General features: G+C 72.0%; 14 protein-coding genes. 6 read left to right on the plus strand and 8 right to left on the minus strand.

Annotated elements, in window-relative coordinates:
- Nucleotides 1-47 precede the first annotated feature (47 nt).
- From MPTA5024_RS16330 to MPTA5024_RS16340, 3 genes are all read left to right on the plus strand, one after another.
- On the plus strand, nt 48-899 hold the full coding sequence (locus tag MPTA5024_RS16330) for a DUF72 domain-containing protein (protein WP_036324888.1): 852 nt from the start codon (nt 48-50) through the stop codon (nt 897-899).
- Nucleotides 900-1,003: 104 nt separating this feature from the next.
- Nucleotides 1,004-1,738, plus strand: a complete 735-nt coding sequence (locus tag MPTA5024_RS16335) for a trypsin-like serine protease (protein ID WP_051458244.1) — start codon at nt 1,004-1,006, stop codon at nt 1,736-1,738.
- A gap of 124 nt (nt 1,739-1,862) precedes the next feature.
- On the plus strand, nt 1,863-2,366 hold the full coding sequence (locus tag MPTA5024_RS16340; RefSeq protein ID WP_036324890.1) for a DUF421 domain-containing protein: 504 nt from the start codon (nt 1,863-1,865) through the stop codon (nt 2,364-2,366).
- On the opposite strand, the gene MPTA5024_RS16345 is transcribed toward MPTA5024_RS16340, so the two are convergent.
- Both MPTA5024_RS16345 and MPTA5024_RS16350 read right to left on the minus strand, forming a co-directional pair.
- A complete protein-coding gene (locus MPTA5024_RS16345; protein ID WP_036324891.1) occupies nt 2,363-3,772 on the minus strand; it encodes an FAD-dependent oxidoreductase in 1,410 nt (469 codons plus the stop codon). The genes MPTA5024_RS16340 and MPTA5024_RS16345 overlap by 4 nt on opposite strands.
- A 61-nt stretch (nt 3,773-3,833) precedes the next feature.
- A complete protein-coding gene (locus tag MPTA5024_RS16350; RefSeq protein ID WP_036324893.1) occupies nt 3,834-4,988 on the minus strand; it encodes a methyltransferase in 1,155 nt (384 codons plus the stop codon).
- Nucleotides 4,989-5,052: 64 nt separating this feature from the next.
- On the opposite strand from MPTA5024_RS16350, the gene MPTA5024_RS16355 reads away from it, so the two are divergent.
- Nucleotides 5,053-5,550 carry an NUDIX domain-containing protein gene (locus MPTA5024_RS16355; protein WP_198167185.1) on the plus strand — a complete coding sequence of 166 codons (498 nt, stop codon included), beginning with the start codon at nt 5,053-5,055 and terminating at the stop codon, nt 5,548-5,550.
- A gap of 121 nt (nt 5,551-5,671) precedes the next feature.
- Here the strand turns inward: MPTA5024_RS16355 and MPTA5024_RS16360 are convergent, their stop codons facing one another.
- The 6 genes from MPTA5024_RS16360 to MPTA5024_RS16385 all read right to left on the minus strand — a co-directional run bounded on the left by MPTA5024_RS16360 (nt 5,672) and on the right by MPTA5024_RS16385 (nt 13,913).
- On the minus strand, nt 5,672-6,634 hold the full coding sequence (locus MPTA5024_RS16360) for an SDR family oxidoreductase (RefSeq protein WP_036324895.1): 963 nt from the start codon (nt 6,632-6,634) through the stop codon (nt 5,672-5,674).
- 212 nt (nt 6,635-6,846) lie between these two features.
- Entirely contained in the window at nt 6,847-8,226 is a 1,380-nt protein-coding gene (locus tag MPTA5024_RS16365) for a chitinase (protein ID WP_036324897.1), read from the minus strand.
- A gap of 185 nt (nt 8,227-8,411) precedes the next feature.
- Entirely contained in the window at nt 8,412-10,265 is a 1,854-nt protein-coding gene (locus MPTA5024_RS16370; RefSeq protein WP_036324899.1) for a ricin-type beta-trefoil lectin domain protein, read from the minus strand.
- A 128-nt stretch (nt 10,266-10,393) separates the two neighbouring features.
- Nucleotides 10,394-11,650 carry an MFS transporter gene (locus MPTA5024_RS16375; RefSeq protein ID WP_036326425.1) on the minus strand — a complete coding sequence of 419 codons (1,257 nt, stop codon included), beginning with the start codon at nt 11,648-11,650 and terminating at the stop codon, nt 10,394-10,396.
- Nucleotides 11,651-11,761: 111 nt separating this feature from the next.
- Nucleotides 11,762-13,018 carry an MFS transporter gene (locus MPTA5024_RS16380; RefSeq protein ID WP_036324901.1) on the minus strand — a complete coding sequence of 419 codons (1,257 nt, stop codon included), beginning with the start codon at nt 13,016-13,018 and terminating at the stop codon, nt 11,762-11,764.
- A 310-nt stretch (nt 13,019-13,328) separates the two neighbouring features.
- Nucleotides 13,329-13,913 (minus strand): dihydrofolate reductase family protein, encoded by a 585-nt coding sequence (locus MPTA5024_RS16385; protein WP_036324902.1) that lies wholly within the window; start codon nt 13,911-13,913, stop codon nt 13,329-13,331.
- Between the two features lie 562 nt (nt 13,914-14,475).
- Here MPTA5024_RS16385 and MPTA5024_RS16390 point away from each other — a divergent pair.
- Nucleotides 14,476-15,987 (plus strand): PP2C family protein-serine/threonine phosphatase, encoded by a 1,512-nt coding sequence (locus MPTA5024_RS16390; RefSeq protein ID WP_232326564.1) that lies wholly within the window; start codon nt 14,476-14,478, stop codon nt 15,985-15,987.
- Nucleotides 15,987-16,361, plus strand: coding sequence for an STAS domain-containing protein (locus tag MPTA5024_RS16395; RefSeq protein ID WP_051458247.1), 375 nt, complete (start codon nt 15,987-15,989; stop codon nt 16,359-16,361). Before MPTA5024_RS16390 ends, MPTA5024_RS16395 begins: the two co-directional genes overlap by 1 nt.
- Nucleotides 16,362-16,436 lie beyond the last annotated feature (75 nt).

Raw genomic sequence — 16,436 nt, forward strand, 5'->3', positions numbered from 1 at the left:
AGAGGCATCGATCACGGTGGTCGCCGGGCTTTGGGTAGCGTCGGGGCATGCGGCTTCATGTGGGATGCGCGATGTGGACGCACGCGCCGTGGCAGGGACGCCTCCTGCCCCACCCGCTCCCTCCGGGCGAGCGGCTGCGTGCGTACGCGACCTGGTGCAACGCCGTGGAGGGGAACACGACGTTCTACGCCACCCCCGCGAGGAGCACGGTGGAGTCGTGGGCCCGGCAGACCGATCCCGACTTCCGGTTCGTGGTGAAGCTGCCCAAGACCGTCACCCATGAGCGCCGCCTCGCCGGCGCCGACGAGGAGCTCCACGCGTTTATGGACGCGATCGAGCCGCTCGGGCCGCGGGCGCACGCGCTGTGGGTCCAGCTGCCCGGGTCGTTCGGGCCGGGGGATCTCGGGTCCCTCGCCGGGTTCCTGCGCCGGGTGCCCGGCGCGTACCGGTGCGCCGTCGAGGTGCGGCACCGCGCGTTCTTCGACGACGCCCGGTCGGAGGGGCTGCTCGAACGGGTCCTCGTGGACGCGGGCGCCGAGTGGGTGCCGTTCGACACGACCGCGCTCTTCCGGAGCCCCCCGACGAGCGACGCCGAGCGGGAGGCCTGGACCAGGAAGCCGCGTCTGCCGCGCCGCTCGTCCCCCCTGACCGACCGCCCGATCGTGCGCTACATCGGCCGCGACTCCGCCGAACGCACCGTGGAGGGCTGGGGGTTCTGGGTCGAGACGGTGACCGGCTGGCTGCGGGAGGGCCGGTCGCCGACCGTGTTCGTCCACACGCCCGACAACGCCGACGCGCTGACGCTGGCCCGGCGGTTCCACGACGAGGTCCGGGCCCGGGTTCCCGAGGTCGACCCCCTGCCGGAACCCCTGCCGGCCGAGCCGCTCACCCTCTTCTGACCTCGGTATCGAGTTCGTAGATCCTTCCCTGGCATTGGCATCCGGCGGGTAGGGCCACGTACAGTTCGTGAATGCGTTTTGTCCCCTTTGTCATAGTTTTTGCTGTGCTTCTGGGCGTCGCCCCCCGCGCCTGGGCCATCACGAACGGCACCCCCGACGGGGTGGGGCACCCCGAGGTGGGCGCCCTCATCGGCGACAAGCCGTACCGGGACGGCACATGGTCCTACTGCACGGGCACGCTGGTCTCGCCGACCGTGCTGCTCACCGCGGCCCACTGCGGGGAGCACGCGCAGAAGTCGGCCAGGGTGGCGTTCGCCGCCCACTACAAGCCGGGGGACGCCGTCCACACCGGCCGCTTCCTGGCCGACCCGCGGTACAAGAACGAGTCCGACCCGTACGACATGGCGGTCGTCCTCTTCGACCGGCCGGTCACCGGCATCGTGCCGGCCGTCCTCCCCGAGGCAGGCCTGCTCGACCGGCTGCTCGACTCAGGTGAGCTGGACGAGTCGCAGTTCACGCCCGTCGGGTACGGCTCGCTGACGCCGTTGAGGGGCAAGCACGGGCCGCAGTTCCAGTACACGGACTCCCGGTACCGGACGTCCATCTCCTTCAAGAGCCTCGGTCGGCGATGGCTGGAGCTGTCGCCCGGCGACGACGGCGGCGGGACCTGCTACGGCGACTCGGGTGGCCCGAACTTCCTCGGCGGCCCCGACTCGCACCTCCTCGTCGCGACGACGATCAGCGGCGACGGCGACGCCTGCTCGTCCACCAACAGCGACTACCGGCTCGACTCGGCCTCGGCGCGCGAGTTCCTGGGCTACTTCGTCACGCTCCCCTGACGGTTTCCGCACGCTCCGCCAGGGGGAGGCTGCACCCAGGCGCCCGCGTCAGGGCGTCCCACGACCGGGTTGGGGGTCCTCGTGACGGTTGCGTCCCCGGCGCCGGGGCCGGCGGCGACGTGACATGCACAGCTTCGGCGACGCGCTCATCGGCGACTGGCACCTGGCCGTGTACGCGGCGGTCAAGGCGGTCGCGCTGTTCCTGACCGCCGCCGTGGCCTTCCGCCTCACCGAGCGGCGCACGATGGCCGAGTTCGCGCCGTTCGACTGGGTGGCCGCCGTGGCGGTCGGCGCGCTCGTGGGCCGGACCGCCACCGCGACCGACGCCTCGTGGCTGACCGGCTCGGCGGCGCTGCTCACCCTGCTCGGCGCCCACGCGGCCGTCACCCGGCTGCGGTTCCTGCCGCGTCTCGGCCGGCTGGTCGACCCTCCGCTGCGTGTGCTGATCCGCGACGGGCAGGTGAACCGGCGCAACCTGCGCCGCTGCGGCCTCACCGAGGCCGACCTGGAGGCCGTGCTCCGCCAGCACGGCCACTACGGCCCGGCCGGCGTCCACCTCGCCGTCTTCGAGGCCAAGGGGGCCGTGTCCGTCCTCGCCCGGCCGCCCGGCGTGCCGGACGAGGGTTAGGCGCCCGCCGTTCCCGGCTCGTCGACGCGGACGACGGTCGCGAGGACCTCGTTGAACGCCTCGGTGGACGTGGGGTGGGTGTAGACGGTGTCCCGGAGCTCGGACGCCGTCACCCCGTGCCGCATGGCGAGCGCCACAAAGTTGATCATCTCCTGGGCGTCCACGCTCAGCAGCGTGGCGCCGAGGATCTCGTCGGTGTCGGCGTCGACCACGAACTTCATCAGCCCGCGGGTGTCCTCGACGATGTACGCGCGCGGCATGGCGGTGATGTCGGCCACCCGCTCGCAGGCGATCCTCACGCGCCGGCCCGCCCGCCTGGCCTCCTCCTCGGTGAGCCCGACGGCCGCGAGCGGCGGGGTCGTGAACAGCGTGCGGGGGATCGCCACCCGGTCGTCGGTCGATCGACGGCCCTCCCCGGTGAGCTGGTCCATCACGATGCGGCTGTCGTCGAGCGACAGGTACGTGTGCTGCGGGCCGCCGTGGACGTCCCCCAGCGCGTAGATGTGCGGCCGGCTCGTCCGCAGGTGCTCGTCGACCTCGATCGCGCCCCGTTCGATGGTGCGGACGCCGGCGGCCTCCAGCCCGAGGCCGCGGGTCGCGGGTGCCCGGCCGGCCGCGGCGAGGATCGCGTCGGCCTCGATCGTCTGCCGCCGCCCGTCCTTCTCGTAGACCACGGTCGCGCCGGACGCGGCGTCGCGGACCTCGGTGACCCGTGCGCCCGTAAGGATCTCGACGCCCTCCTCGGCGAGGATGCGCTCGACCGCCTCGGCGGCCTCGACGTCCTCGTGGCCGAGGATGCGCTCCGAGGTCTCGAACACGGTCACCTCCGACCCGAACCGGCGGTAGATCGAGGCGAACTCGATGCCGAGGTAGCCGGCGCCCAGGATCGCGAGCCGGTCGGGCAGCGCCGTCGTCCGGATGAGGTCGGTGCTGGTCAGGGTGCGTGGACTGGCCCGCAGGCCGGGAATGTCGGGGACGATCGGCTCGGCGCCCGTGTTGATCAGGATGGTGTCCGCCGTGACCGTGATCCGGTCGCCGTCCGTCTCGACCGTCACGGTGTGGGGGTCGGCGAACTCCGCCCGGCCGGTGATCACGGTGACCGTCTCGAGGCCGTTGAAGGACTCGTAGTTGCCGGCGCGGAACTTGGCGGTGAGCGCCTGCACCTCCTCGACCGCGTGCGCGTACCACTCCCGCGCCGGGTCGTCGGGCCGCCTCATCTCGGCGTGGTGGACGAGGGCCTTCGTCGGCACGCACCCCACGTTCGGGCAGGTGCCTCCGTACATCTGGTCGGACCGCTCGACGAGGACCACGCGCCTGCCGAGGCGCCCCATCCTCGCGGCCACGCTCTTGCCGCCCTTGCCGAACCCGATGACCAGCAGATCGGCGTGGACCGTCTCGGTTCCCATGCCTTCAGTCTTGGCAGCGGCGGTATGCCCTCACAACCGGCATTGCCGTCATTTTCCCTGTTCAGCGCTTCACGGCGCGCAGGACGACGAACTTCGGGTCGCTGGCGGCGACCTCGCAGTTGCCGAAGAGCCGCCGCAGCTTCACGTGGTAGCCGAGGTGCCGGTTGCCGACCACCCACAGCTCGCCCCCGCGGCGCAGCGCCGCCCGCGACCCGTTGAACATCCGCCAGGCCGTCGCGTCGGTCGTCGCGCGGTGCGAGTGGAACGGCGGGTTGTTCAGCACCAGGTCGACCGTGCCGGGCGGCACGGACGACATGCCGTCGGCGGCGAGGAACGCCGCCCGGCCCGCGTCCCCCCCGTTGGCCAGGAACGTCGCCTCCGCCGAGGCCAGCGCCTGGTAGGACTCGTCGACGAACGTCACCCGGGTCTCCTCGCCCGACAGCGCGGCGGCCAGGCCGATGACACCCGTGCCGCAGCCGAGGTCGACGACGTGCTCGCGGCCGCCCATCGGCGGGAGGTTCCGCAGGAAGAGCCGGGTCCCGATGTCCAGGCGGTCGGCGCAGAAGACGCCCGCGTGGCCGGTGACGACGCGCCCGGAGACGGCGCCGACGTCCCCCGGGAGCGTGTACGTCCGGGGCCACGGGTTGGCGCCCCTCGGCAGCCCCGGGTCCGGGGAGCAGAAGATCAGTCGGGCCTTCTTCGCCGCCAGCGACGTCCTGGTCGGGCCGAGGACGCGCTCGAACAGGTGCAGCGTCGAGGTGTGGATCTCGGTCACCATCCCCGCGCCGACGACCACGGTGCCCTCGTGCAGGCGGGGGGCGAGACGGTGAAGCTGGTCCTCCAGGAGGGCGAGGCTCTTGGGCACCCGGACCAGCAGCACGTCGATGCGGCCGGGCGGCTCGTCCCTGGTCGTCAGGAGCCGTACGGCGTCGTCGGCCGCCCCGGCGCGCCGCAGGTTCGCCCGGGTCGCCTCCCGGCCGAGGAAGGAGTCGCCGATCTGCACGGGACGGTGCGCGGCGAGCGCGGTGGCCAGGGCGCCCCACCGGTCGCCCAGCACGACCACCGTGCCGGACAGGTCGACGGGCCCGGCGTCGATCCCGTCGAGGTGCCGCAGCAGGTACTCGTCGGCGGCGTCCCACGCGCGGAACGGGTCGCGGGGGTCCTCCGGGAATCGGGCGAGGTCGAACGCGCCCCTCGACGTCGTCAAACGGTTCATCGCGCTTAAGGCTAGCGATCGGCGGGCCGTGCCCGCGCACACGCGTGTTGCTACCCTCGCCCTCGTGGCGATCAGGAACTCCCACTGCTCCTTCTGCGGAGCGGCCTACGCCCCCGGCATGCCCTGGCCGCGTACCTGCCAGGAGTGCGGCGGCACCAGCTACCTCAACCCCCTGCCGGTCGCCGTGATGGTGCTCCCGGTGGACGACGGCCTGCTCGTGGTCCGACGGGACGTCGAGCCGCACCGCGGCCTGCTCGCCCTCCCCGGCGGCTTCATCGACGTCGGCGAGAGCTGGCAGCAGGCGGCCGTACGGGAGCTGCGCGAGGAGACGGGCGTCGTCGTCGACGCGGCCGGCATGCGGCTGTTCGACGCGCTGAGCGCGCCCGACGGCACCGTGCTGATCTTCGGCCTCGGGCCGCGCACGACCGCGGACGCCCTTCCGCCGGTCGTCCGCACCGCCGAGACGAGCGAGTGGCTGGTGATCGACGGCCCGCGCGAGCTGGCGTTCCCGCTGCACAGCATGGTCGCCGCTCGTTACTTCGGCCTGGCCGGATCCGCCTGATCGTAGAGGTGGGACAGCCGGTCCTGGAGCTTCTCGTGCCGGAACCGGTACACCGGTCCCGCCTGGCGGAGCAGGCCCACCCGGTGGGCGGGCCGGACCTCCCAGCGGGGGCCGGCGGCGGTCAGGCCGATGCCTGGCGGACCTCGGGATACGCGACGCCGGTCAGCCGCTCGGACACGGCCCACAGCCGGGCGGCGGCGGCCTCGTCGAGGGCCCGGCGCGGGATCCTGGCCGTGGCGAACCCGCGGGTGAGCTCGGCGAAGCCCGCCGGGCCGTAGTACGCGCCGCCCTCGGCGGCCGGGCTGGTCGCCGCGTACAGGGCGGGCAGGATGCCGGTGGGGATCTGCTGCCACATCCAGGGCACCCGGTAGAAGGCGCGGGTGACGGCCATGACCGGCCCCGGCGACCGGCGTCCCATCTGCGGGCCGGTGATCTGGAGGTTGGTGACGGTCGCCCCCGGATGGGCGGCGGTGCTGAGGATCCCCCAGCCGGCCTGCCGGCTGCGCCGGTCCAGCTCCAGGGCGAACATCAGCGTGGCCAGCTTCGAGGCGCCGTACACCCGGAGCGGCCGATAGCTCTTCTCGCTCTGCAGGTCGTCGAAGTCGAGGCGGCCCCAGCCGCCGGCCAGGCTGCTCACCGCCACCACCCGGGCCGTCCCGGCCGCCCGAAGGAGGGGCAGCAGATGGGCGGTGAGGGCGAAGTGGCCGAGGTGGTTGGTGCCGAACTGCAGCTCGAAGCCGTCCCGCGTCTCCTCCCGCCGCGGCGGGGTCATGATCCCGGCGTTGTTGACCAGGATGTCGATCGGCCGTCCCTCGGCGGTGAGCGTCTCGCCGAGGGCCGCGACGCTCTCGAGAGAGGACAGGTCGAGGTCGCGCAGGCCGAGCCTGGCGCCCGGCACCTCGGCGGTGACACGCTCGACGGCCTGGGCGCCCTTCTCGCGGTTGCGGACGGCGAGGATCACCTCGGCCCCGGCCCTCGCCAGGCGTCCGGTGAGGCCGAAGCCGATCCCGCTGTTCGCGCCGGTGACGACCGCCAGCCGGCCCGTCAGATCGGGAACGGCGACGTCGGTGGGCGTGCGTGCCATGAGGTCCTCCCTGGAGTCGGTGCCGTACGACGGGACAGTAACGGACCGGCGGTGGAGGCGATCTTCCGCGAGATCCTCGGACACGCCTGGCGGAGGGCAGGACGCCGAGCCGTACGGCTGGGCGGCGGCGGGGGCCGCTGGGGCGACCCGGATGCGGAGGTCCCGCGGACCGCGCCGCGAGGGCGCGATCCGCGGGACGCGCTTTCCGCCGGTCAGAAGCCGGCCGTGATGCGGGTGAAGTCCCAGTCGGACTGGGAGACGCCGCTGCAGGTCTCCTGGACACCGCCGCCCGGGCACGGCCGGTCGCGGTTGACCGACCAGAAGGCGAGCCGGCCGAGGCCCTTCGACTTCGCGTAGTCGCGGATCTGCGTCCACGTGGCGGTCGAGGTGACCTCCTGCTGGTCGGACAGGCCGTTCATGCCCGAGATGCCCATGTGTGCGTAGGCCTGGGCGTCGGTCCAGCCCCAGGCGCTCTTGAGGGCGTTCTTCAGGCCCTCGGCCGCGTTGACCGTGCTCTGGTACATGTTCGCGCCGCCGCCGAAGTCGAACGGCATGATCGTGTAGTTGTCGATGGTGACGCCGAGCGCCTTCGACTGGTTGATCAGGCGGACGCCGTCGCCGCCGGGGCCGCTCGTACTCGTCCCGAAGGTGAGCGCGACCTTGACGTTCGGGTTGTTCTGCTTGACGATCTTCAGGCCGCCCAGGATGCGGTCCTGGACTGTGTAGTTGGAGAACTCGTCGGTGTTCTCGATGTCGAAGTCGACGACCGCCGGGCCGACCGCGTTGATGACCTGCTGCACCGCGTTCGCGTAGGCGGACGACGACGAGCAGTTCGGGCCGAGCTTGTTGCCCGACCAGCCGCCGAAGGAGACCTGGACGCTGCCGCCGGCCGACTTGATCGCCGAGATCGTCTGGGCGTCCACGCCGCCGCTCAGCGGCCGTGAGCCGTCCCACATCGGCGTGCACCCGCCCCCGGAGAGGATGAACGCCATGGTGAACGACTTGATCCCGGTCGCGCTCATGACCGAGGTGGCGCTGGGCGGGCTGCCCCAGCCCATGTAGAGGTACGGGGCGCCGGGCAGCTTGCCGGTGGGCGGCGGAGGCGTGGTGCCGCCGCTCGGCGGCGTCCACCGCTGGTTGGCCCCGGCGAAGCAGTCCCAGATCTGCAGGGGTGTGCCGTCGGCGGAGCTGGGGCCGGTGGCGTCGAGGCACTTGCCCAGGGCCCGCAGGGTGCCGTCGGATCCGGCCGTCCAGGTCTGGGCGGCGGTGCCGTTGCAGTCGTAGATCTGCACCTTGGTGCCGTTGGCGCTGTTCGCGGCCGCGACGTCGAGGCACTTGCCCAGGGCCCGGATGGTGCCGTCCGTGCCGACGGTCCACTGCTGGGCGGCCGTGCCGTTGCAGGTGTAGAGCTGGACCTGGGTGCCGTTGGCGCTGTTGGCCCCGGCCACGTCCACGCACTTGCCGCCGTACCCGGTGATCTGGCCGGTCGCGGCGAAGGCGGGTGTCAGGCCGGTCGCCACGAGGGGGATGGCCGCCACGAGCGCGCCCACGAGCAGTCGCAGGCGAGAGCGGCCGGGATGTACCGGTTTCATGGGGGGTGTCTCTTTCTGTAGAGAGGATGGAGCTTTAACTAAGCAACGGATTAAGGGGGTGAGAGGACCTCCTCCGCAGTGGCCCTTCCCGTTCGAGTGGGCAGCCTCGAATTGACAGGAAGGTTTCCTAACTATTTATGTTCGGAATTTAACGACGGGAGGACACGTCCAGTCAAGAGAGGGGATCAGGACAGGACGGCCCACTTCTGGTTGGCGCCGCCCGTGCAGTCCCAGATCTGCAGGGGCGTGCCGTCGGCGGAGCTGGGGCCGGTGGCGTCGAGGCACTTGCCCAGGGCCCGCAGGGTGCCGTCGGATCCGGCCGTCCAGGTCTGGGCGGCGGTGCCGTTGCAGTCGTAGATCTGCACCTTGGTGCCGTTGGCGCTGTTCGCGGCCGCGACGTCGAGGCACTTGCCCAGAGCGCGGATGGTGCCGTCCGTGCCGACGGTCCACTGCTGGGCGGCCGTGCCGTTGCAGGTGTAGAGCTGGACCTGGGTGCCGTTGGCGCTGTTGGCCCCGGCCACGTCCACGCACTTGCCGCCGTACCCGGTGATGGCCTTGCCGCCTCCGCTGCCGCCGCCCGACTGGGTGCCGGACCAGGTGAACGTGGCCGAGGTGCGGGCCGGCAGGCTGTAGGTGAACGACTGGCCGCCCCAGGCGACCTTGACGCTCTGGGTGCCGCCGGTCGTGTTGTACACGATGAGGGCCTTGGATCCGTCCGGGTTCTTCCAGGCGACGTTCTTCACCGCGGAGTTGGCCGTCGAGTCGATCCGGTACGCCCCCGGCCGGACGAACTTCGTCAGGTGGCCCATCGTGTAGTACTCGATGGTGTAGTCGACCTGGCCGTTGCGCCCGTCGCCGTTGTGCACGGTGACCAGGCCGGTGCAGGTGCCGCAGCCGCCGTTGTGGGGGCCGTGGGCCTGGTCCACCGCCAGGCTCCACTTGATCCAGCTGCGGTCCCAGTTGCGGGTGTAGTCGATCAGGTTGTTCATGTCCTCGGCGTGCTGGCTGCCCGCGTCGGTGATCCACGTGCCGCCCGAGTGCTCGGTCATGTACGCGTTGACGTTCGGGTACAGGTTGTGCACCGTCGTCTGCTGACCGACGTCGCCGCCGTACCCGTGCCACGCGATGCCGCCGAACAGCGGGTCGTTGCGGATGGCGGTGTCGTTGAGGAGCGGGGCCACCCAGGTGTCGTAGCCGTCCCAGTTCCAGTCGTGGATGAGCGTCTTCGTGGTGATCCCGGCGGAGCGGAAGGCCGGCCACAGGGCGTTCTTGACGAAGTACGACAAGCCGGAGGCGTTCCACTGCATCGACGGGTAGCCGTTGCAGCAGCCGGGCTCGTTCTGCGGGGTCACGTAGTCGATGTGCAGGCCCTGGGCCTGGTACGCCTGGATGTACTTCGCGAAGTACTGGCCGTAGGCGCCGTAGTACTGCGACTGCAGCCAGCCCTGGACGTAGGAGTTGTTGTCCTTCATCCACGGCGGCGCGGTCCACGGCGAGGCCATGATCTTGAGCGCCGGGTTCAGGGCCTTGGCCTGCTTGGTCAGCGGCACCACGTCGACCAGGTCGTGGGCGATGGAGAAGTCGTCCACGGTGCAGCAGGTGTCGTCGTAGGTGTAGCTGTAGCGCGCCAGGTCGGAGGCGCCCATGGGGTTGCGGACGAAGCTCAGGCCGATGCCGTCCACCGGGTCGAACAGCTTGCGCATGACGGCGTCGCGGGCGCTCGCGCTCAGCAGGCCGCTGCTGTTGAGCAGCCACGCCGCCGTGTCCGTGAACGACGCGCCGCCGCCCTCGAACTGCTGGTAGGCGGTGTTCTCGTTGACGGTGATCGTCTGGTTGGCGGCCGGGCTGCTCGCCGCGAACGCCACCGGGGTCTGCTGCTGCAGCCCGCGCGTCACGGTGAGGCCCTGGGCGTCGGACGTCGTGGTGAGGTAGACGTTCACGGTCTCGCCCGCGGCCTGGGCGGCGGGGGCCGTGACGACGGTGGCGCCCGCGACCAGCAGGGCAGCGGGCAGCGCGAGACGGAGTCTTCGCAGGGACATGGCGGGATCTCCAACCAAGGGGGTGAGTGAAGAACCAGCCCGTACGGTCCTGCCCGACAGCGCACCGGCGTGAGGTAGTGGTAACACGCGGAAGGGGCCCGCGCAACGGGAACGCCGGTGCGAATCCTCTACGCCTTCGGCCGGTCCGCCATCGCGTCGTACCGCCGGAACGCGGTCACGGAGAAGCCCGTCACGAGGACGAGCACGGCGCACAGCAGGCCGCCGCCTGCCCACGCCGGCACCAGCCCGAACGCGGTCGCCGTGGCGCCCGCCCGCAGGTCGCCGAGGCGCGGCCCGCCGGCCACGACGACCATGAACACGCCCTGCATGCGTCCGCGCATCTCGTCGGGCGCGTACGTCTGGAGGATCGTCTGCCGCCACACGGCCGAGGCGAGGTCGGCGGCGCCGCCGACCGCGAGCAGGGCCACGACCAGCCACAGCGGCTGGGCGTACGCCGCGGCGGCGACGGTCAGGCCCCAGATCGCGATGACGAGCGTCAGCGCCACCCCCTGGCGGCGTACGCGGCCGATCCAGCCCGAGGAGACGCCCGCGATGACCGACCCGATCGCGATGCCGGCCGACAGCCAGCCGAACGCCACGGCCGAGCCGCCGAACCGCTCGGCGGCCAGCTCCGGGAACAGCGCCCGCGGCATGGCGAACGCCATCGCGATGATGTCGACGACGAAGGACATCAGCACGATCGGCCTGGTCCCGATGTAGCGGAGCCCGTCCACGACCGAGCGCAGCCCCGGCCGGGCGATCTCGCCGAGCGGCGCCAGGCGCGGCAGCCGTACGGCGGCGTAGAAGCCCGCCCCGAAGAGGATCGCGTCGATGAGGTACGCGAGCGCGTAGCCGCCCCTGGCCAGCACGACGCCGGCCAGCAGCGGCCCGAGGACCGAGCCCATGCTGCTGATCAGGAAGTTGAGGGTGTTGGCCGCGGCCACCCGCTCCTTGGGGACGATGCGGGGGATGATCGCGCCGCGCGTCGCCGACGTGATCGCGAAGCCCACGGACTGGAGGGCGACGACGGCGAGGACGAGGTAGACGTTCTTCAGGCCCGAGATCGCGTGGATCAGCAGGGCCAGGGTGGCCGTCCAGGCCACCACCGAGCCGGTGAGCAGGAGCCTGCGGCGGTCCATCGCGTCGGCCACCGCCCCGCCCCACAGGCCGAAGATCACCAGGGGGACCAGGTTGACCGGGCCGAGCAGACCCACCCAGAGCGACGAGCCGGTGATCGCGTACACCTGCCCGCTCACCGCGACCGTCGTCAGCTGGAAGCCGATGAACGACACGCCCTGGCCGATCAGCAGGCGCCGGTACGCCACGAGGCTGAGCGGGCGGGTGTCGAGGGCCACACGCCTCAGGGCCGACTGGACCCTTGCCATCCCCACCTCGCCGACGTGCACGAACAGAACCCGCCGTACTTTACCCCCGCAGTCTGAGCGCACCCTGTGGGGGTCACTGTCGCTTTCGTCCGGAATTGGGGAGATGGAGTGTCAGACGTTGCTGGGTGCGGCGTCGACCGCCTCCTCCGGGACGCGCAGGTTCCGCACGCCGGGGGCGGCCAGCGTGGCCAGCGAGACGAGGACGATGATGACGCCGCACGCGGTCAGCGCCGGTCGCGGCCCGGTGACGACCGCCAGCGGACCGGCCACCATCAGGCCGATCGGGCCGAGCATGAGCGAGCCGAGCGCGTCGTAGGAGCTCACCCGCGACAGCGCCTCCGGCGGGACCTCCCGCTGCATGGTCGTGTTCCACAGGACGCCGAAGATGTCGAAGCTCACGCCCATCACCACCGCGCCGAGCACGACCGACCACAGGGGCGCGGCCGCCCCGAGCAGCAGGGACGGCAGGGCCGTCGGCAGCGTGAGCAGCGTCGCCACCAGGATGGGCCGGCGGGGACGCAGCCGCAGCGTGACGACGACACCTGCGATCATGCCGACGGCCTCCCCCGCGAGGACGGCCGACCAGGCGGCCGCGCCCCCGAGCGACTCCTTGGCGACCAGCGGGCCCAGTACGCCGTGGGCGGCCTGCAGGGCCATCACGAGGATCGAGAACTGCGCGACCACCACCCACAGCCACTGCCGCGAGACGAACTCGCGCCAGCCGGTCCGCAGATCGGCCAGGACCGAGTGGCTCTGCGCGGCCCGCCGCTCCGCGGGGGTGAGGCGCAGCAGGAGGATCAGGCAGCCCGCGCAGGCGAACATGGCGCCGCTCACCGCGAGGGCCACGCCGCCCCCGAGCAGGACCACCGCCGCCCCGCTCAGCACGAGCCCCGCGACCCGCGACACGTTGGTCCCGAGCCCGAGCAGCGCGTTGGCGGTCTGCAGGCGTTCGGACGGGACCACGTCGGGGACGATCCCGGTCAGCGCGGGGAAGAGCACGGCCGAGGCCACGCCGCTGAGCGCGCTCGCCGCGACGAGGGCGGGCAGCGGGGTCCACCCGGTGAGCAGCATGGCCGAGAGCGCGGCGTACGCGGCGGCGTTGAGCGTCTCCCCGGCCGTCATGACCCGGTGCCGGGGCAGTCGGTCCGCGAGGACGCCGCCGACCAGCATGAACGCGACCATGGGCAGCGCCTCGGCGGTGAGGACCGCCGACAGCGTGGCGGCGGTCGCCCCCGGCAGGCCCAGCACGCCGAAGGCCAGCGCCACCGGCGCGAACGAGGTGCCCAGCACGGAGACCGTCCGGGCCGTCAGCAGCAGCGCGAAGCGCCGGTCGCGGAGGAGGCCGAGGTCGCGCCGGAAGCCGTGCATCGCCGTGTCCCGCCCCTCACAGGTCTTCGTCCCGCGGCCGTCGCCCTGCAGTGGCCGCCGCTGTCCGGCGCCGGCCGCGTCCGCCCGCGGCGCGGGACCCCCTTCGGGCTGTGCGCGGCCCGGGGCGAGGACGGCCCATCATGCCGGGCGGGCGGCGTCCGTGTCACTCGCTTAACGCCGCGTACGTCGTGGCGCGCCGCCGTGCCCGCCCGGTGGCTCATGCGGGCTGGGCGGGCTGGAGTCTCGCGCAGCCGCCGGGGCTCCGGCTGAGCTGCTCGTGTGCCGACCCCGGCCCGCCGGGCGTCCGGCGTTAGGGCGACGGCGTCATGACCCGGTACCGCAGGTGGGTCACGTAGGGCGACTCGATCACCCGGGTTCGCTGGAGCTCGACCCGGCGGGGGCCGAGATGATCGAACAGCCGCAGCCCGTCACCCAGCAGCACCGGCGCGAGCTGCAGGTCGATCTCGTCGACGAGACCGGCGCGCAAGGCCTGCTGGGTGACGTCGGCGCCCATGACCACGACGGTCCCCTCGCCCGCGACGGCCCTCGCCTGCCGTATGGCGCTTGCGAGGCCGTCGTCCACGAAGGTGAACGTCGCGCTCTTCATGGGCATGGGCGGGCGGCGTTCGTGGGTGACCACGAACGAGGGCGCCGGGAACGGGGTGTCCTCCCACACCCCGACGCCCACGTCGAACGTGCGCCTGCCCAGCACGACGGCACGCGTGACGGCGGACAGCTCCCGCATCACCTCGCCGTCCGGCCCCCCGTCGGAGGCGTTGAACACCCACTCGTGCAGACGCAGGCCGCCCTCGCCCATGGGTGACTCCGCGCTCACCCGGGGGCCGGCCATGAAGCCGTCGAGCGACATGGTGACGTGCACGACGACCTTCGCCATATGGGCTCCTCCTATCGGGAGACGAGCCGAATCTACGCTCCGGCACCGACAGAATCGGGAGGACGCCCGGAGCACGGTCACCCGTCCGGACGGCAGGAGGGACAGGCCGGCTCACGACGAGCGGCCCGCCGGCGCTCTGCCCAGTGCAGGCCATGGATACGGTTCAGGTCATGGACAAGCCGATGGTGGTGACCACCGGCATGATCGGCCCTTCCTCAGGCGAGTGACGATTCTCCTGTTTTGGGCACCTCTGTACCGTCCCTTGTGGCAGCTCGGGAACATTTTTCTCGTATCACTTCATATCGGACGCGCTGTGGGGCAGAGCCGCACGTGGGCGTACGCTCGTCGGGCGCTTATTGTGAACGGCGAAGGTACCCTCATCGGCAAGGCAAGGGCGATCTCCCCGGTCCCGCCGCTCTTGCGAGGTCACGAGGTCGCTTACAGGAAGGTGGCTGGCGTTCATGGGCGGAGGTGACGGCACTCTGCGTCTGACGCCCATGACCCCGCCTTCGGACCGCTCTGCCGACGTTGCCCTACAGAGACGATCGGTGCCGTGGTGGAGATGACGACGGCCACCGTCCAGGCCATGCTGGACGCGATGCCGATCCAGGCCGTCTGGTCCGAGCCGATCCGCGACGAGACCGGAGCCGTCGTCGACTTCGAGGTGCGCGCCGCGAGCCCCCGGGCGACCGACGTGCACGGCCGGGTCGGCAAGGAGCTGATCGGCCTGCGGGCCGTCGAGGCTTACCCGACGATCGCCGGCTCGCCGCTGTGGGAGGGCTACCTCCGCGTGATGGAGACCGGGGAGGCCGAGGAGGTCGACCGCTACTCCCACGTCGAGACGGGTGACGGCGTCCCCCACCGGACGGTGTGGAGCGTCCAGGTGACCCCCGTCTCCGGGGGGATCGTCAGCGCGTGGGTCCGGCTCGACGAGGAGGAGCGGCTCACCACGCGCATCAACCACACCGAGAGCCTGGGCAACCTCGGCTGGGGGCGGTGGAGCCTGCTCAACGGCGAGATCGAGTGGTCGCCGCAGCTGTACGCGATCCACGGGCGCGACCACGCCGAGGGGCCCCTCGACCTGCAGGACTACCCGGCCATCACCCACCCCGAGGACGTCCCCCTCCTCCGGGACGCCCTGGACAGGCTCGCGACCGTGGAGGGCCCGCAGGAGTTCGACCTGCGCATCCGGGTCGACGGCGAGCAGCGCCACGTGCGGGCCGTGCTCGAGGTCAGCCGGGACGCCGCCGGCCAGCCGGTCGAGGTGCACGGCGTCATCCAGGACATCAGCGACTGGCACCGCGCCGCCGAGGAACTGGCCGAGATCAACCAGCGTCTGGAGGAGGAGTCGCAGCTGACGGCCCGCCTTCAGAACATCATCCTGCCGCCTCCGGACGACCCCTTCGCCATCCCCGGCCTGGAGATCGCGGTCCGCTACTTCCCGGCCGAGACGGCCCCGCTGGGCGGCGACTGGTACCAGGCGATCCACCTGGACCACAACCAGGTGCTGCTGGCGGTGGGCGACGTCGCCGGGCACGGGCTCGCCGCCGCGTCCGCGATGGCGAAGCTGCGTCATGCCATCACCGGGCTCGCCTTCGCCGAGCACGAGCCCGCCCAGATCCTCGTCGCGCTCAACCGGCTGCTGCGCCGCATGCGCCCGGACGTGCTGGCGACGGCCGTGGTGGCCCGATATTCGCCGAAGGACCGGATCCTGACGTGGACGCACGCCGGCCACCCGCCGGTGCTGCTGATCCGCGGCGACCGGGTCCAGCGCCTGCTCCACCCCGGTGTGCTGCTCGGCGTGTTCGAGGACGTGAGCTACACCGCCGCGAACCTGCGCCTGGAGCCGGAGGACCTCCTCCTGATGTTCACCGACGGCCTCATCGAGCGGCCGGGGCGCGATCTGTTCGAGGGACTCGACGCCCTGTGCGCCGCCATCGAGACCGCCGTACGGGGGACCACGCCGGCGGAGCGGCTGGCCGCCGTCATGGACGCCCTGGTGCCCAGCAACACCAGCGACGACACGTGCATCCTCGTCGCCCGCATCACGCCGCACAATCTGGAAGGGTCCTGATGTCCGATCTTCACATCTCGGCTCCCACGACCCGGTTCGTCGTCGAGAGCAGCGGATCCGCCGGAGTGCTGACCGTTCGCGGGACGCTCGACTACACCGCCCACGACAGCGCCACGGAGTTCTTCGACAAGGCGTTCGCCCAGTTCGGGCCGCACCTGGTCGTGAACCTCCTGGAGCTTGACTTCCTCGACTCGCGGGCGACCGGGCTGCTCATCGGCTGCTGGAAGCGCGCCGTCGACGAGGGCGGATGGCTCTCGCTCGTCGCCGTCGAGCAGGGCGCGGCGCGCGTCCTGTGGATAACCGGCCTCGCGTTCCACGTCCCCGTCTATCCCACGGTGGAGGAGGCCCTCGCGGCCGCTCCCGCGCAGGACTGACGACCGTCCCGTCCGTCCTGCCCGCCGATCGAGCGGCCCTCTGTCTCGGCGTACGGTCAGCAGGCCGCAAACATC

The organism is Microbispora sp. ATCC PTA-5024 (assembly GCF_000511135.2).
GTDB classification, from domain to species: domain Bacteria; phylum Actinomycetota; class Actinomycetes; order Streptosporangiales; family Streptosporangiaceae; genus Microbispora; species Microbispora corallina.

Excerpts from the sequence above, each read along its gene's own strand:
- MPTA5024_RS16360 (WP_036324895.1), bottom strand. The coding sequence starts at position 6,634 with ATGGCACGCACGCCCACCGACGTCGCCGTTCCCGATCTGACGGGCCGG.
- MPTA5024_RS16340 (WP_036324890.1), top strand. The coding sequence starts at position 1,863 with ATGCACAGCTTCGGCGACGCGCTCATCGGCGACTGGCACCTGGCCGTG.
- MPTA5024_RS16370 (WP_036324899.1), bottom strand. The coding sequence starts at position 10,265 with ATGTCCCTGCGAAGACTCCGTCTCGCGCTGCCCGCTGCCCTGCTGGTC.
- MPTA5024_RS16345 (WP_036324891.1), bottom strand. The coding sequence starts at position 3,772 with ATGGGAACCGAGACGGTCCACGCCGATCTGCTGGTCATCGGGTTCGGC.
- MPTA5024_RS16330 (WP_036324888.1), top strand. The coding sequence starts at position 48 with ATGCGGCTTCATGTGGGATGCGCGATGTGGACGCACGCGCCGTGGCAG.
- MPTA5024_RS16350 (WP_036324893.1), bottom strand. The coding sequence starts at position 4,988 with ATGAACCGTTTGACGACGTCGAGGGGCGCGTTCGACCTCGCCCGATTC.
- MPTA5024_RS16375 (WP_036326425.1), bottom strand. The coding sequence starts at position 11,650 with ATGGCAAGGGTCCAGTCGGCCCTGAGGCGTGTGGCCCTCGACACCCGC.
- MPTA5024_RS16390 (WP_232326564.1), top strand. The coding sequence starts at position 14,476 with ATGACGACGGCCACCGTCCAGGCCATGCTGGACGCGATGCCGATCCAG.
- MPTA5024_RS16365 (WP_036324897.1), bottom strand. The coding sequence starts at position 8,226 with ATGAAACCGGTACATCCCGGCCGCTCTCGCCTGCGACTGCTCGTGGGC.
- MPTA5024_RS16385 (WP_036324902.1), bottom strand. The coding sequence starts at position 13,913 with ATGGCGAAGGTCGTCGTGCACGTCACCATGTCGCTCGACGGCTTCATG.
- MPTA5024_RS16380 (WP_036324901.1), bottom strand. The coding sequence starts at position 13,018 with ATGCACGGCTTCCGGCGCGACCTCGGCCTCCTCCGCGACCGGCGCTTC.
- MPTA5024_RS16395 (WP_051458247.1), top strand. The coding sequence starts at position 15,987 with ATGTCCGATCTTCACATCTCGGCTCCCACGACCCGGTTCGTCGTCGAG.